Raw genomic sequence first — 15725 nt, 5'->3', positions numbered from 1 at the left:
AAATAAAAACAATCCATCAATAAAACAGCAATTCATTTAAAATAATATAAAATATAGCCATAATTAAAATACAATTTTCAAAAAAAGAATAAAAATACTAGCAAATTAGAAATTAAGATTGTTGGAAAAACACCAGCGTGCATACATTCAAAAATGTCCTTAAGCCATCTGATTATTTCAGTTTTTTTAAGGTCTTCTTTACATATTTTTCAATATTCTCTCTGTCCGGCACTGTAGTAATTTCCTTATTTAACGCTTTTTCAAATAAGGGCAGGGCTTTCAGGTAATCTTTTCTGCTGAAGTAAAACTTCCCCGCCAGAAAATAAACATACCAGAAATCGGGATTCAAGTCTATATAATGATTGATATATTCTTCTGAAAGCGTTTCTTCTTTATCATTAACTGCCTCTTCAATTTGAGAGCTCAATTTTTTATATTCTTCGTAATTTTTAAATTCCTGAGAATCTGCAAAAGGGTCTTTGGCAATATTGAGATCCGATTTTGAAAACCCACCGCTTTTTAATCTTTTGTCAGAAAAAATTTCATTCAGATCATAACAGACAAATTCACCGAGCTGGTAAGGGCTTGATGAAACCCAGACTAATTTTTTCTGAGGTGAAAAGATGACGGCGTGATGTGCCAACAGCTGATTGATCGCTTTCTCATTTCCATAGCCTATCTTCTCTCCTTTCAGGCCTGATGTATTTCTTAAAACTGAAGCCATTTTCTCAGGATCCAGCTTTTTATTTTCCTCTAAAAGTTCCTGAAGCTTTTCATAACGGTATTCCGAATGGCTTTCTGCTTTATGCTTCTGATTCCTTTTATCATATTTATAAGCGTCGGATTGAAAATGGTTCGTACAGAAAACCCTGCTTGTGTTTTCAACTTTATAGACTCCGAAATTATCCGGGGAAACTTCAATAATCACCGCATTTTTATCATGTGCACTTCCCACCAGGATGGACTCGGATACAAAAACTTTTCTCTTTCGGGCAATGGCAACCGCTTCATCAATTGTTGCAGCATATTGCAGAATTTCCCTTGTTACCAAAGAAATCGGGGTCCTGGCGGTTAACGGGATCTTTGATTTTCCGGCATTGATCGTCACCGTAATGCCTTCTTTATTCATTCCTGAAACCACACCGATCATTCCCGGCCAGCTTACCGACAGATAAGGGATTCCGTCTTCGGGTTCTACAAATTCAATGACTTTATTTCTGGCAAAATCATCACCTACATAAAAATCGAAATTACGCCCAATCAGCAAATCACCGTCTTCCGTATTTTCGTTCCATACCGCAAGTGACGTACAGCCTACCACCATCAGGTCCTGCATGGCATGACCGATATCGTGGGCCCCGTGAAGATATAAAGTCCGGAGGTATTCCGGAGCAATAAAATTGTACCGATCTGAGGAATACCGCGACAGTCCGTATAATTCTACCTGAAAATCTTCACGGACATTTAAATACATTTTCCGGTTATACCATTTCAGGAAGCCTCTCAGTACTTTCTGCTTAAACTTCGACGGCACAAAACCCTCCACTTTTGAGAAAAAGATTTCCTCCTGTTGCTGCATTAAATTCTGTGTCAGGGCACCGTTATTGTAACCCAGCTGCAAAGGGTTTCCCTTAATGTACAGCTCCCAAAGCTGCTGTTTATTTTTTGTCAGGTAATTCTGATTAAAACGGAAAGTGGAATCATTGATTTTATCGACCTTCGGAACTTCCAATGAGTATTGTTTTACATCAGGAATATGCTGTATTGATTTTCTTATCCCACACGAGGTAAGATGAATGATGATCAATACATACAATAAAGCTTTTATTTTTCCGTACTGACGATTCTGACGACGGAAAGAAATTCCTTTTACAATCGGAGATTCCGGGCCTAGCTTATGGACGGTATCCACAGAACAGCGGTTTGTATCCAGAATGACAGGTTGACTTTTATTATTGTTCACGTTTATTTGCATTACTCATTTGTATTAATCGGTCATCCATCACTTCTTTTCCTAAGATTTCAGCGCAGGTATTGAAAGCACCGATGGTGCATCCCAAAATGCCGTGCATGTTGACTGACTGACCCGTCAGGAACAGATTATCAATCTTTGTCCGCGGTGAAACCATTGTTTTTAAAGGATTTTCCGAGCTTTTGATGTAACCGTACATATTTCCTTCAAAGCTTCCGATATAATCCCGGTAAGACAAAGGTGAAGAAGTATAAACGCTTTTAACAGACTTCCGTAAATCCGGGATTTTCTTCTCTAAAGCATCCATCATTTTATCTGCTTTTTCCGCTTTAAATTTTTCGTACAATGCTCCCCTTTGCTGTTCATCCGTTACCGTATTGAAGGTTTCTTCCCATTCTTTAACCTCATCAAAATCCATATAAGAAATAGCTGTCAGGCTTTCCGCAAACCCGGGATGAAGTTTTGAGGGTGCAGAAGACAGCATATAGGTTTCCGGCCAGGCATCTTTGCTGTATCGGTAGGCATTCCAAACCAGTTCATCTGTTGAGAAATGATATATATTATAATTAAAATTCGGAATGGTATGAGGCGTTAATACAAAATAAACGCTGAAACATGAAGAGACGGGCTCCCAACTCAGAATCCTGTTCAGAAAGGATTTCTTCAGGCGATCCTCACCAATCATCCGGATCATGGAGCGGATTTCAATATTGGAAATAAACTGTTTCGCAGAATAGTTTTTCCCTGTTTTCGTTTCAACTCCTGTTATGTGATGATGCGCATCAAAAATCAATTGGGAAACTTCAGAATGCTTGTGAATTTCCGCACCGTACTGACGGAGTTTTCTGATCAGCAATTTAGAAATCTGGCTTCCGCCTCTCAAGCATTTATAAGCACTCTGAATATAAGAGTTTACCGTCAGCGCATGCACGTAAAACGGGACATTTTCAGAATTGCCTGCGTATAGAAAATTGGACCCCAGCAGCACTGCCTGCAGTTTTTTATCTGAAGTAAGCGAGTCAATAAACCTTTTGGTATTCAGATGGAGAATTTCTTCTTTATAATGGTCTTTCCCTATTACATTATATCTTGGGAACTGACTGCAGACCCTTTGTATTTCTTCACAGTAATTCTTTAAATTATCTTTTTCTTCAGGAAAATATTGCGATAACTGCTCAACAAAATTTTCATAGCCCTGGGCGTGGGGATATTCAATCTCATCATCTCCGAAAGTAATTTTATCATATCCGTCCTCATCCATTTTCTGAAGCTCCAGTTTATCCATGATTTCCAGATAGGAAAAAAACCGGTGGAGGTTCTGGCCTTCCGAAAGCCCGCCCAGATAATGAACACCGGTATCGAAAATAAGCTTGTCCCGGGAAAAGGTTTGCAGATTTCCGCCGTACTGGTTGTTTTTCTCCAGGACGCAGACTTTCAGGCCTTCTTTCGCCAAAATAAGAGCCGAAACAAGCCCGCCCAATCCGCTGCCGATTACCAGTATATCAAATTCTTTTTTCAAGGAGCAGTGTGTTTTCTTTTAAAATTGAGAATTAAAATTATATCGTCCTTTTATACTATTTGGAACGTACCGACAGCACTCAGGTTTCAGTAAAATGATAAAAACTATTTGGATGGCAGTAAAATACATCTGTAAATCTGACCGTTCATTTTAAATCAATCCTGATGTTATAAGTTTAAATATTAGTTTTTCTGCAAGTAAAAGTAGGAAATTTAATCAATATCATCCCAAAAATCAAAGTAATTGAACCATTGAAGAGGATATTTCCTGATCATGGATCCAAGATTTTGGGTATAGGAATGGAGAAGTCCCTGCGCATCCCGCTTTTTAACACTCTGTGCTACTCTTGCATATAAGTGATAATGAAGATTTTTTTCCTTCATCACATATACATAGACTACGGGAACGCCTAGCCTGGAAGCAATAAGAAAAGGGCCGGCAGGAAATTTCGCGCTTTCACCAAGCAAATCTCCTTCAAGATACTTTGAGCCTTCAAAATAGCGGTCACCGGTGAAACAGATCAGTTCATTGTTAGACAGTGCCTCATTGATATCGAAAATATGGGACATGTCATCTTTCACATAAATGAATTTGATATTGCTTTTCTTAACCGAAACGCTTTCCAGATATTCTTTGATCACCGTAACTTCCTGGTCTGTAGTCACCAGATTGATCTGGCAGTCAAAATCGATATCTGCAAAAAAGTGTTCCGCTATTTCAAAATTTCCGATGTGGGCACTGATCAGGACACCGCCTTTTTTTTCAGCCAATAGGTTTCTGAGGTTTTCAATACCGTCAAACTCATAGGTATATTTTTCTCTCAGCCCAGCAGAAATGGCCGTTTTATCGATCAGGACTTTACCGAAAGTAAAATAGCTCCTGAATACTGAGATTTTTGTTTTCCAATATGAATAGCCCAGCCGTCTTTTAAAATAATAGGAAATGTACTGATTGCTTTTTTTCTCGAATAGGAAATAGTAGGCAGCCACAAAGTAAAGCACTATATATGAACTCCGGATCCCGATATTTCTAATGCACCATACGAATATCTTATATCCTAAGATAGTGCCTTTAGATTTCCCTTTCCATTTGTTCATAGTATCAATGAGCAATGTATCAATTTAACAGTCTGACAAGTGATCTTGACTTAAAAAGTATTGGTCAACTGTTAAATTGGTATACTGTTATATTTAATTTAAAGTAAATTTTTGTCGATAGTTATGCGTTTTTTTCAGCGAGTTTGTTTTCGATCGTTGAATAAAAGTCTTCGAAAGTAATGATCTGTTTGAAATCCGCCTCGCCCAATTTTACTCCGAAATTAGATTCGATCACCACGACCAGATCAATATAATCCAAGCTGTCTAAGCCCAGTGTCTTTTTAAAATTAGCTTCATTGCTGATTTCATCGCCATCGACTTCAAATTCATTAATCAAAAAGTCGTTGACAACCGCAACAATTTTTTCCCTTTCCATGTTTTTATTTAAATTTTTTAACGATTAATGCGGAATTGGTTCCCCCAAATCCGAAAGAATTCGACAAAAATACATCAATTTTTTGACTTTTTGTTTCAGCGACCAGATTTATCTTTTGAGCCTCATCATCAGGATTTTCCAGATTGATATTTGGTGCCACGAAATTGTTCTGCATCATCAGAATGGAATAGATCACTTCACTGGCTCCTGCCATCCAGCATTCATGGCCGGTCATCGATTTGGTGGAGCTTACCGGAACCCCGCTGCCGAAGATTTCGTAAATCGCCCTGGCTTCATTGGCATCGCCAATCGGCGTGGAGGTTGCATGTGCATTAATATAATCGATATCTTCAGCCGTTAAGCCGGACTGCTTCAAAGCACGATCCATAGCCAAAGCAGGACCGTCCACATTGGGAGTAGAGATATGGCCTCCGTTTGAAGAAAATCCGTAACCGACAATTTCGGCAATAATATTTGCTTCCCTCTTTTGTGCTGACTCCAGGCTCTCAACAATTAGTGATGCCGCCCCGCCGCTTGGAATCAGACCGTCCCGTTCTGAATCGAAAGGCCTTGAAGCTTTCTGAGGTTCATCTTCCCTTACGGAAAAAACGCCCAGACCGTCAAAGCTTGCCATTGAATATTTATTGGTTTCCTGAGCCCCACCACAGACAATGATATCCTGGAAGCCATTTTTGATCATCATATAAGCCAGTCCCAAAGAATGAGAACCGCTGGCGCATGCCGCACTGATGGTGAGATTAATCCCTCTCAGTTTAAAAATGGTGGAGAGATTCATGGTAACGGTAGAGTTCATGGATTTAAAAATAGCGCCGGACCCTATTAAAGTCGTATCTTTTTTTTCTCTTGCTATGTCAATAGATTCTACCACCGCCTGGGAAACGCTGTCGTTTCCGTATAAAATTCCGACTTCGTTATGATCCAGGAAATCCTGATCAATATTTGCCTGTTTTAGGGCATCCAGGGTAGCAATATAAGCATATTCGCTTTCTTCGCCCATGCTTATGCGCTGCCTTCTGTTCAGAAGATTTTTTAAGTCCGGTTTCGGAACTACGCCGCTAAGCCCTGACCTGAAACCGAATTCCTTTCTTTCATTCACTAAAACAATTCCGGATTTCCCCTGATAGAGAGATTCTTTTACTTCCTGCAAAGAAGTTCCGATGCAGGAATAAATTCCCATTCCGGTAATGACAACCCTGTTTTCCATGTTAAATAAATGTAACAATTTATCAATTTAACAGTGTAACAATTTTAAATATGTGACAATTATAACCTCTGTCATTCTGAATGAAATGAAGAATCCATTGGTACATTGTTAAATCATTACATTGTTAGATTATTACGAATAGATTCCTCCGTTGATATTAATCACTTCTCCCGTAATGTACGAAGATTTTCCTGAAGCTAAGAATGCTACGAGATCCGCTACTTCTTCAGCTTCTCCGAACCTGTTCGCAGGAATCATTGCTTTTAATTCATTTTCATTGAATTCCTGGGTCATATCGGTCCTGATGAAGCCGGGTGCCACGGCGTTCACCGTAATGTTTCTTTTGGCTACTTCCTGTGCCAGCGCTTTTGTAGCGCCTACCAATGCGCCTTTTGCCGCAGAATAATTGGTCTGGCCCGCTGTCCCTTTCACTCCGGAAACAGAAACCATATTGATAATTCTGCCGTATTTGTTACGCAACAGTTTTTGAATAAAAAAATTGGTCACATTGAAAAACCCGTTTAAGCTGGTATTGATCACCGAGTTCCAGTCTTCGATCGGCATCCACATAAATAAGCCGTCCCGTGTAATTCCGGCATTATTTACAATCACTTCAACAATATCCTCAAGGTGAGCCTCCTGCCATTCTGTTAGAACATTTTGGGTTTCCTCCGCATTTCCTACATCAAATTTAAGAATTTCCCCGGTAGATCCCAACTCTTCGACCTGAGCCAAGGTTTCTCTTGCTGCAGCTTCATTTGAAGTGTAGTTGATTAAGATATGATATTTTTTTTCTTCTGCCAGTTTTATACAGATGGCTCTTCCGATACCTCTTGAGCCTCCTGTTATGATTGCACATTTCATGTGTTCTGTCTGTTTTTAGTTTTTACTTTTCCCTAACCTTAGTTAAGACCATTCATTATATGAAATGGTTACAAAGCTTTTAAATAATTTTTTACTTCTTCCAGATAAGGATACATCACCATATCATCCGAAAAAGCCGGAATAATCTTCCTGATTTCATCATACAATTCCTTTGTTGCCGATGAAATTTTATCCTGGTACCCCAGATATTCAATAGCCTGAACAACAGTAATCGCCTCTACCGTTAATACATCAAAAGCATTTTCAATTACTTTTCGGCAGATTACGGCAGCATTGGTTCCCATGCTTACAATATCCTGGTTGTCATTATTGTTGGGAATACTGTGAACATACATCGGATTGGAAAGCATCTGGCTTTCGGCCGTAGTAGAAGTCGCAGTGAACTGTACGCCCTGCATTCCGAAATTGAACCCCAATTTACCTAAATTGACAAAAGGAGGGAAAATTTCATTGATCTTGGCATTTAAAAGATAATTCAACTGCCTTTCTGCCAGCATGGTTAATTTCGTTACCACGATTTTCAGCTTGTCCATTTCCAGAGAAACATAATCTCCGTGGAAATTCCCGCCATGGTAAACATGCCGGTCTTCAACGTTGATGATCGGGTTGTCATTCGCTGAATTGATTTCATTCTCAAGCACTTTCTCTGTATATTCCAGCGTATCCAGAACAGGCCCCAGAATCTGCGGAACACACCGCAAAGAATAATATTCCTGAACTTTTTCTTTAAATACTTTTTCCTGCTCTTCAAAACGGGTATATAGATGATCGGCCCTTTTTCTGATCAGCTGGCTGTCAGATAAATGTTCGCGCATCTTTGCCGCAATTTTCTGCTGTCCTTCATGAAGCTTGGTACCGTTGAGCACTTCAGAAAAATGATCATCATAAGCCTGAACGATTTCATTGATGGCACAGGACAATTTAACAGAAATATCCGTCAGCTGATTGGCTTTATGAGCATTGACTATACCGATCCCCGACATTACGGATGTTCCGTTCATTAATGCAAGCCCCTCACGGATTTCTACCTGAATCGGCTGCAGGTTTTCCACTTCAAAAACCGCTTTCGCAGATTTTCTTTCTCCTTTATAAAATACTTCTCCTTCACCGATTAACACCAAAGCCAAATGGGCCAGCTGAACCAGATCCCCGCTGGCTCCTACCCCGCCGTGTTCAAAGATCAACGGCGCAATATCCCTGTTGATTAATTCTTTAAGCAGAACAACCACTGACGGATGTACCCCTGAATTCCCAAGGGACAATGTATTTAACCTTGCCAGCATAGAAGCCTTTACTTCAGCTGCAGGAAGAGGGTTTCCCATTCCGGAGGAATGGCTCCTTATCAGGTTATACTGAAGCTGATGCGTATCTTCGTCACTGATTTTGAACTGAGCCATGGGCCCGAAACCTGTATTTACACCATATATCACTTTATTTTTCGAAAATTCCTTTAAAAACTGAAAACTTTTATCCACCCGGTCCAAAAGCATTTCATGCAGTTCTATTTTCTCATTTTCAATGATGACCCTTTTGAAGTCGCTCAGTTCTAAAAAGTTATTTATTCTCATTAATTAAAAGTAATAGTAAGATAATTTTGTAATTATTAATTAATTGTCATTAATTTTGCGGCAAAGATAGAAGTTATTATTAAAATAAAAAACCAAAGATGAGCAAAGAATTTGTTGATGTTCTCGTAATCGGGGCTGGGCCTTCCGGATGCGTATCTTCTTCATACTTAAAGAAGAACAATATCAACGTGAAAGTTGTCGAAAAAACAAAATTCCCGAGATTGGTGGTAGGTGAAAGCTTAATTCCGAGAGTGATGGACCATTTTGAAGAAGCCGGACTTTTTCCTGCTTTGGATAAGATGGGCTTTGAGAAAAAGCTGGGAGCACGTTTTTTGCGCGGCAATGAAGTCTGCATTTTTGATTTCAGCAATAAATTCGGAGAAGGCTGGGACTGGACCTGGCAGGTTCCGAGAGCTGATTTTGATAATACACTCGCTCAGGAAGTGATTAAAAAGGGCATTGATCTTGAGTTTGAAACTGAAGTTACCGATATCCGGTTTAACGGAACAGATTCCGTCACTACCGTAAAAAATAAAAATGGGGAAACGAAGGAAATCCATGCCAAATTCGTCATTGATTCGAGCGGTTACGGAAGGGTTTTACCGAGATTACTGGATTTAGAAAAACCTTCAAAACTGTCTCCGCATTCAGCAATTTTTGCCCACCTAGAAGATATCAACAGAGAAGAAGGAACAGAAGGAACTTTAATCTCCTTTGATATTATCGAAACTGAAGTCTGGCTTTGGGTCATTCCTTTTTCTAACGGAAATACAAGTGTGGGAATCGTCGGCCCCACTGAATATATTGAAAAACTGTCTGAAAACGGTGACACGGCAGAAGCCTTGAGAAAAGCCATTTCCCTTTCCGATTATTATGTAAAACGTTTCGGAGATGTGGATTTTCTTTTTGAGCCGAAACACCTGAAAGATTATTCATGCTCAGTAAAAAGTTTATTCGGGGACGGATTTGCACTCACAGGCAACGCTTCTGAATTCCTGGACCCTGTTTTCTCTTCGGGAATGGCTTTTGCCACGGAATCCGGGATGCTGGCTGCAAAACTGGCTTTACGGCAGCTGAACGGTGAGAAAGTAGACTGGCAGACGGAGTACTCTGATTATATTTTATACGGTGTTGATGTATTTACCACCTATGTAAAAGAATGGTATACCGGAAATTTACAGGAACTGTTTTTCCATCAGCCGGAAAACCCGGATGTCAAAAGAAAAATATGTGCTGTACTGGCAGGTTATGTCTGGGATAAAAAGAATACATTCGTACGGATACATGACACTGCAATAAAGAATCTTGCCGATTTCATCAGAACGGAAAAAATGCAATTATAAAAAAGCGGTCTGAAATTTTCAGACCGCTTTTTTTTACTTTAAAGCTTTTTTGATTTCTTTTCCAAGATATTTTCCGATAGATTCATATGCCCCGGCAATTCTGCCATATTCCATAACAAACTCTTTATTATTTACATACTTATCAAATTTATTAAGCCTTACTTCAGCTAAGGTAACCGATGGATTATCCGTCTCTACCAATTTTATCTTACCGGTTATTTCTGCTGTCATGCCAATCATTCCTGCATGCCATCCGGGGAAAACCCATTCTGTTTCCAGCAGGAGTGTGTATTTTGATGGACTGTCTTTTTTAAAACTGATGTTTTTATAGGATTTATTTAAGCCTTTTGCAAAATAATTAATGTACTCCTCATTTTTATATCTCTGCCATTCTCCATTCCATTTTTGCCATCCTTCTTCCCCTCTCTTAGGATTTGCTAAAAGATCTTTCCTTCTGTTTTCAAGATACTGCGCTTCTGTGAAATTTTCTTTCATAAGCAGTACATTTTCAAAATTCAGCGCTACGTTTACTTCAGTCTGGTCCTTCAAAGCACTAAAACTCCCGGCAATAAGCGTCATTTTCTGCTCCTGAGCATTGATCATCATAACAATACTGAACAACAGCATTGAAAATAGTTTTTTCATAGTTTATAATTTTAAATTTAAGCGTGCAAATATATTAAAAAACAGTTCTTTTGAACTGCTGTATTCTGTTTTATACAAACTTCCCACAAATTATCTCAGATCTATAAACGTGATCGGTTTTCTGCTGTTCGGATTAAATACGGCTTTAGATAAGATATCAAAATCGATCATTTCAATTTTCGGGCTTACCCTTAATTTTGCCCTGAAATGATCCCGGACTTCATTGACAAAATTTTCAGATCTGCTGTCTGTGCTTATTTTAATGACAATTTCATCCAACCCGATTTCATTCGACTGAATAACGATCTGATAGCACAAAATCGTATTAAAATCATTCAGAATATCATTCATTGCAGGCGGATACAAGGTCGTGCCTTTATATTTGATCATCTGCTGTTTTCTTCCGACAACCGGCCCCAGCCGCATCGTGTTTCTTCCACATCGGCAAGGTTCATTATGCGCTCTTACGATATCGCCTGTTTTGAATCGCAATAAAGGAAGGGCTTCTACACCTAAAGTGGTAATCGTCAGTTCCCCGTTTTCACCTTCCTTAACAAGATTCCCATTGTCATCAAGAATTTCCGTAATGATAAGTTCAGGGTGCTGATGGCCACCGATCTGATATTCACATTCTGTGAAAGCAGTACTCATTTCCGTAGACGCATAAGTCGAAAACAATTTAATATCCCACTTTTCCTTGATTTTTTGCGAAAGAATATTATCCGTAAAATCCTGGTTTTTGATACTTTCCCCGATGCAAACAGCACCGTAGACGCTGGAATTCTGGTAATCCAGTCCATGTTTCTCGGCATAATCAATCATTTTCAGCAAAAATGACGGAACGGTAATCAAATATTTAGGTTTATATCTGAATATAGAATCCCACTGCAGTTCGGGGATTCCGGGGCCCATCCTGACAACACTCGCGCCCATTTTTCTTAATCCTAAAAAATAAGCCAGACCGGCCATAAACCGTTTATCGATCGTGGTAATCATTTGCACCACATCTCCTTTCCGGATTCCGGCACAGGCGAAAGAAACAGCTTCGTTATAAGCCAGCCTTTCGAGATCGTTATCTGACAATCCGAAGGTTACCGGATCGCCCAAGGTTCCCGAAGTGGTACTGTAATCGACAATTTTATCAGACGGGATGCAGAAAAAATCATTATTATTCTGCTGAATATCATTCTTGGTCGTCGTCGGAATCTTCTGCAGATCTTCCAATGTCCGGATATCAGCAACAGCAATATTGTTTTCTTTGAACAGCTTCTGATAAAAAGGCGAATGGGTTTCAAGATAAATCAGAAACTCCTGAAGTTTTTGCTCCTGAAACTTTTTTATTTCGTGAATATCGGACTGTTCGATGGACGGATGGAATTCCAATGGTTTTTATTTTAAGGGACAAATTTATTTAATTAAAATTAAAAGATCAGGTTTCGTGTATGATTTTGTTTGGAAGGTAATTTCCCACAGATTTTCACAGATGATTGTGCTTTAAAAGAATTTATTATGCAGGGAATAAGGTCCTGAAAATCGCTTATTCAACATCAACAATTCACAAATAGCCTATTTTGAAATTTCCATTCCTGAAACAAATTTTTAATCCAAACCGTCAAAATAAAACATATCTTATAAACCGGTAAATTTTAGTAAATTTGCCAACTTAATGAATCAACGATATTGATAGATTACCATGAGCCAATTTAAAGAATACAAAAACCTTAACCTTATTGACGTAGCCGAGAATGTAGCCGAATTCTGGAAACAGAATAAAACGTTTAATAAAAGTGTTGAGATTCGTGATGGGCAGCCTGAGTTTGTTTTTTATGAAGGTCCGCCTTCCGCAAACGGTATGCCCGGAATTCACCACGTTATGGCCAGAGCATTAAAGGATATTTTCTGTCGTTACCAGACCCAGAACGGGAAGCAGGTTTTCCGTAAAGCGGGCTGGGATACCCACGGGCTTCCTGTAGAGCTGGGTGTGGAAAAAGAATTAGGAATTACGAAAGAAGATATTGGCAAAAAGATTTCTATTGAAGATTACAATAAAGCCTGCCGTGAAGCGGTAATGCGTTACACTGACGTCTGGAATAACCTGACCGAGAAAATCGGGTATTGGGTAGACCTTGAAGATCCGTATATCACGTACAAGTCAAAATATATGGAGACCGTCTGGTGGCTTCTGAAACAGCTGTACGATAAAGGATTACTGTACAAAGGGTACACGATCCAGCCGTATTCTCCCAAAGCGGGAACCGGACTTTCTTCACACGAAGTCAACCAGCCCGGAGCGTACCGTGATGTTTCTGACACAACCATTGTTGCTCAGTTCAAGACATTACCGGAAACACTGCCTTCATTTTTACAAGGGTTTGGCGACGTCCATTTCTTAGCCTGGACGACCACCCCGTGGACCTTGCCATCCAACACGGCTTTAACCGTCGGTCCGAAAATCGATTATGTTTTAGTAAAAACGTTCAACCAGTATACTTTTGAACCGATTAATATTGTTTTGGCTAAACCTTTGGTCGGAAAACAGTTTGGAAAAAAATTCACTGAAGGAACAGATGAAGATTTCGCCAATTATACATCAGAAAGCAAAGTCATTCCTTACCGAATCCTTGCAGAATTCAAAGGTGCTGATCTTGTTGGAATCAGATACGAGCAGTTACTGCCGTATGCTTTACCTTATCAAAACCCGGAACATGCATTCAGGGTAATTTCAGGGGATTTCGTGACTACAGAAGACGGAACAGGAATTGTTCACACCGCACCGACTTTTGGTGCTGATGATGCGAAAGTAGCGAAAGAAGCTACTCCTGAAGTTCCGCCCATGCTGGTATTAAACGAAAATGGCAACCCGGTTCCATTGGTAGATTTACAGGGAAAATTCACCACTCATATGGGAGATTTTGCCGGTAAATATGTTAAAAACGAATATTACGATGCCGGAACAGCGCCTGAAAAGTCTGTGGATGTTGAAATTGCGATCCGTTTAAAAGAAGAGAACAAGGCTTTCAAAGTAGAGAAATATGTCCACAGTTATCCGCACAGCTGGAGGACTGATGAACCGTTATTATATTATCCGCTGGATTCATGGTTTGTGAAAATGACCGCTGTAAAAGAAAATCTGGTCAATTTAAACAAAGAGATTAACTGGAAGCCAAAATCTACAGGAGAAGGCCGTTTCGCCAACTGGCTGGAAAATGTAAACGACTGGAATCTTTCCCGTTCAAGATACTGGGGAATCCCGTTGCCGATCTGGAGGACAGAGGATCTGAAAGAAGAAGTCATCATCGGTTCTGTAGAAGAATTATACAACGAGATCGAAAAATCTGTTAAAACAGGATTCATGAAAGAAAATCCGTTCAAAGATTTCATTATCGGGGATATGTCTGAGCAGAATTATGCTTTGGTAGATTTACACAAAAATATAATCGACAAAGTAATCCTGGTTTCGGATTCAGGAAGGGAAATGAAACGTGAAAGTGATCTGATCGATGTTTGGTTTGATTCAGGTTCCATGCCATATGCGCAGCTGCATTATCCTTTTGAGAACAAAGAGTTAATTGATAACCATAAGGCTTTTCCGGCAGATTTTATCGCGGAAGGAGTTGACCAGACCCGTGGATGGTTTTATACACTCCACGCGATCGGTACCGCGGTTTTTGATTCGGTGGCTTATAAAAACGTGATGAGTAACGGACTTGTTCTGGATAAAAATGGTTTGAAGATGTCGAAATCCAAAGGAAATGGGATTGATCCGTTTGAAACATTAGCCGTGTACGGCCCGGATGCCACACGCTGGTATATGGTTTCCAATGCAAATCCATGGGAAAACCTGAAATTCGATATTGAAGGAATTGATGAGGTAAGAAGAAAATTCTTCGGAACGCTTTATAATACTTATTCATTCTTTGCTCTGTATGCGAATGTTGACGGATTCAGCTATTCTGAAAAAGAGGTGGAGAACCGTCCGGAAATCGACCGCTGGATTCTTTCCGAACTGAATCTGCTGATCAAAGAAGTCAAAGCATTCTATGAAGATTACGAACCGACAAGAGTGGCAAGAGCCATCAACACATTTGTCAATGATAACTTAAGCAACTGGTACGTAAGATTGTGCAGAAGACGTTTCTGGAAAGGAGATTATTCTGAAGATAAAATCTCTGCTTACCAGACTTTATACACCTGCCTGGAAACGGTTGCCAAATTGTCTGCCCCTATCGCTCCATTCTTTATGGATCAGCTGTATCAGGATTTAAATAAAGTGACCGGGAAAGAAAGTCATGAATCTATTCACTTAACGGATTTCCCGGTGGCTGATGAAACCTTAATCGACCAGCATCTGGTTGAAAAAACGCATCTGGCCCAGAATATCACCAGTATGGTTTTCTCCTTAAGAAAGAAAGAAAACATAAAAGTACGCCAGCCCTTACAGAAAGTACTGATCCCTGTTTTAGATTCCAAAACAGAAGAACAGATTTTAGCCGTTTCAGAATTAATTAAACAGGAAGTTAATGTTAAGGAACTGCAGCTGATCAATGCTGAAGAAGCGTCGCATTTAATTATTAAGCAGATAAAACCAAACTTTAAAACTCTGGGTTCAAGGCTTGGCAAAGACATGAAAACGGTTGGCAGTGAAATCACTAAACTTTCTGCAGAGCAGATTTCATCGTTGGAAAAAGAAGGAAGTGTGGTGATCCAGGGATATGACATTACCATGAACGATGTGGAAATCTCAACAAAAGACATCCCGGGATGGACGGTAACATCTGACGGTAAAACGACTGTGGCACTAGATTTGACGCTGACAGATGAGTTAAAATCTGAAGGGATTGCAAGAGAATTTATCAACAGAATTCAGAACCTTAGAAAAGAAAAAGATTTTGAATTAACCGATCGGATAATGATTTCTGTTGAGGAAAATTCCCCTTTCCTGAATGACATTAAGAAAAATGAAGAATATATTTCATCCGAGGTCTTGTCAAATAAAATAGAAATTGTATCTTCACTTTCAAATTTTAACAAAATCGAGATTGATGAGGTTAATTTTAAGATAAATGTTGAAAAAATTAACATATAGTTGGTATTT

At 39.5% G+C, this 15725-nt stretch carries 11 protein-coding genes; 2 read left to right on the top strand and 9 right to left on the bottom strand.

The window, feature by feature from the left end; translation table 11 throughout:
• Nucleotides 1–172: 172 nt before the first annotated feature.
• The 7 genes from H561_RS0110775 to H561_RS0110745 all read right to left on the bottom strand — a co-directional run bounded on the left by H561_RS0110775 (nucleotide 173) and on the right by H561_RS0110745 (nucleotide 8642).
• Complete coding sequence (locus tag H561_RS0110775) at nucleotides 173–1975, bottom strand: C45 family peptidase (protein WP_081411655.1); 1803 nt, start codon at nucleotides 1973–1975, stop codon at nucleotides 173–175.
• The gene (locus H561_RS0110770) at nucleotides 1953–3491 is read right to left on the bottom strand and encodes a phytoene desaturase family protein (protein WP_027387011.1); all 1539 of its coding nucleotides are present in this window, start codon (nucleotides 3489–3491) and stop codon (nucleotides 1953–1955) included. The genes H561_RS0110775 and H561_RS0110770 overlap by 23 nt, the downstream gene beginning before the upstream one ends.
• A 212-nt stretch (nucleotides 3492–3703) precedes the next feature.
• Nucleotides 3704–4588 (bottom strand): LpxL/LpxP family acyltransferase, encoded by an 885-nt coding sequence (locus H561_RS0110765; protein WP_027387010.1) that lies wholly within the window; start codon nucleotides 4586–4588, stop codon nucleotides 3704–3706.
• 121 nt (nucleotides 4589–4709) lie between these two features.
• A complete protein-coding gene (locus H561_RS0110760; protein ID WP_027387009.1) occupies nucleotides 4710–4964 on the bottom strand; it encodes an acyl carrier protein in 255 nt (84 codons plus the stop codon).
• A gap of 4 nt (nucleotides 4965–4968) precedes the next feature.
• Nucleotides 4969–6189, bottom strand: a complete 1221-nt coding sequence (locus tag H561_RS0110755; protein WP_027387008.1) for a beta-ketoacyl-[acyl-carrier-protein] synthase family protein — start codon at nucleotides 6187–6189, stop codon at nucleotides 4969–4971.
• A gap of 132 nt (nucleotides 6190–6321) precedes the next feature.
• Nucleotides 6322–7053, bottom strand: coding sequence for a 3-oxoacyl-ACP reductase FabG (gene fabG, locus H561_RS0110750; protein WP_027387007.1), 732 nt, complete (start codon nucleotides 7051–7053; stop codon nucleotides 6322–6324).
• A 68-nt stretch (nucleotides 7054–7121) separates the two neighbouring features.
• Nucleotides 7122–8642: an HAL/PAL/TAL family ammonia-lyase gene (locus tag H561_RS0110745; protein ID WP_027387006.1), complete on the bottom strand. Its 1521-nt coding sequence runs from the start codon at nucleotides 8640–8642 to the stop codon at nucleotides 7122–7124.
• Between the two features lie 98 nt (nucleotides 8643–8740).
• On the opposite strand from H561_RS0110745, the gene H561_RS0110740 reads away from it, so the two are divergent.
• Complete coding sequence (locus H561_RS0110740) at nucleotides 8741–9985, top strand: NAD(P)/FAD-dependent oxidoreductase (protein ID WP_027387005.1); 1245 nt, start codon at nucleotides 8741–8743, stop codon at nucleotides 9983–9985.
• Between the two features lie 33 nt (nucleotides 9986–10018).
• On the opposite strand, the gene H561_RS0110735 is transcribed toward H561_RS0110740, so the two are convergent.
• Together H561_RS0110735 and H561_RS0110730 are read right to left on the bottom strand one after the other, a co-directional pair.
• A complete protein-coding gene (locus H561_RS0110735; RefSeq protein WP_027387004.1) occupies nucleotides 10019–10630 on the bottom strand; it encodes a hypothetical protein in 612 nt (203 codons plus the stop codon).
• Between the two features lie 90 nt (nucleotides 10631–10720).
• Nucleotides 10721–12013: a phenylacetate--CoA ligase family protein gene (locus H561_RS0110730; protein WP_034761966.1), complete on the bottom strand. Its 1293-nt coding sequence runs from the start codon at nucleotides 12011–12013 to the stop codon at nucleotides 10721–10723.
• Nucleotides 12014–12323: 310 nt separating this feature from the next.
• Between H561_RS0110730 and ileS the strand changes: the two genes are divergently transcribed.
• Entirely contained in the window at nucleotides 12324–15716 is a 3393-nt protein-coding gene (gene ileS / locus H561_RS0110725) for an isoleucine--tRNA ligase (RefSeq protein WP_027387002.1), read from the top strand.
• Nucleotides 15717–15725: the final 9 nt, after the last annotated feature.

It is taken from the genome of Chryseobacterium gregarium DSM 19109 (assembly GCF_000430845.1).
In the GTDB taxonomy this organism is placed as follows: domain Bacteria; phylum Bacteroidota; class Bacteroidia; order Flavobacteriales; family Weeksellaceae; genus Chryseobacterium; species Chryseobacterium gregarium.
This window is presented reverse-complemented; position numbering and strand designations above follow the sequence as displayed.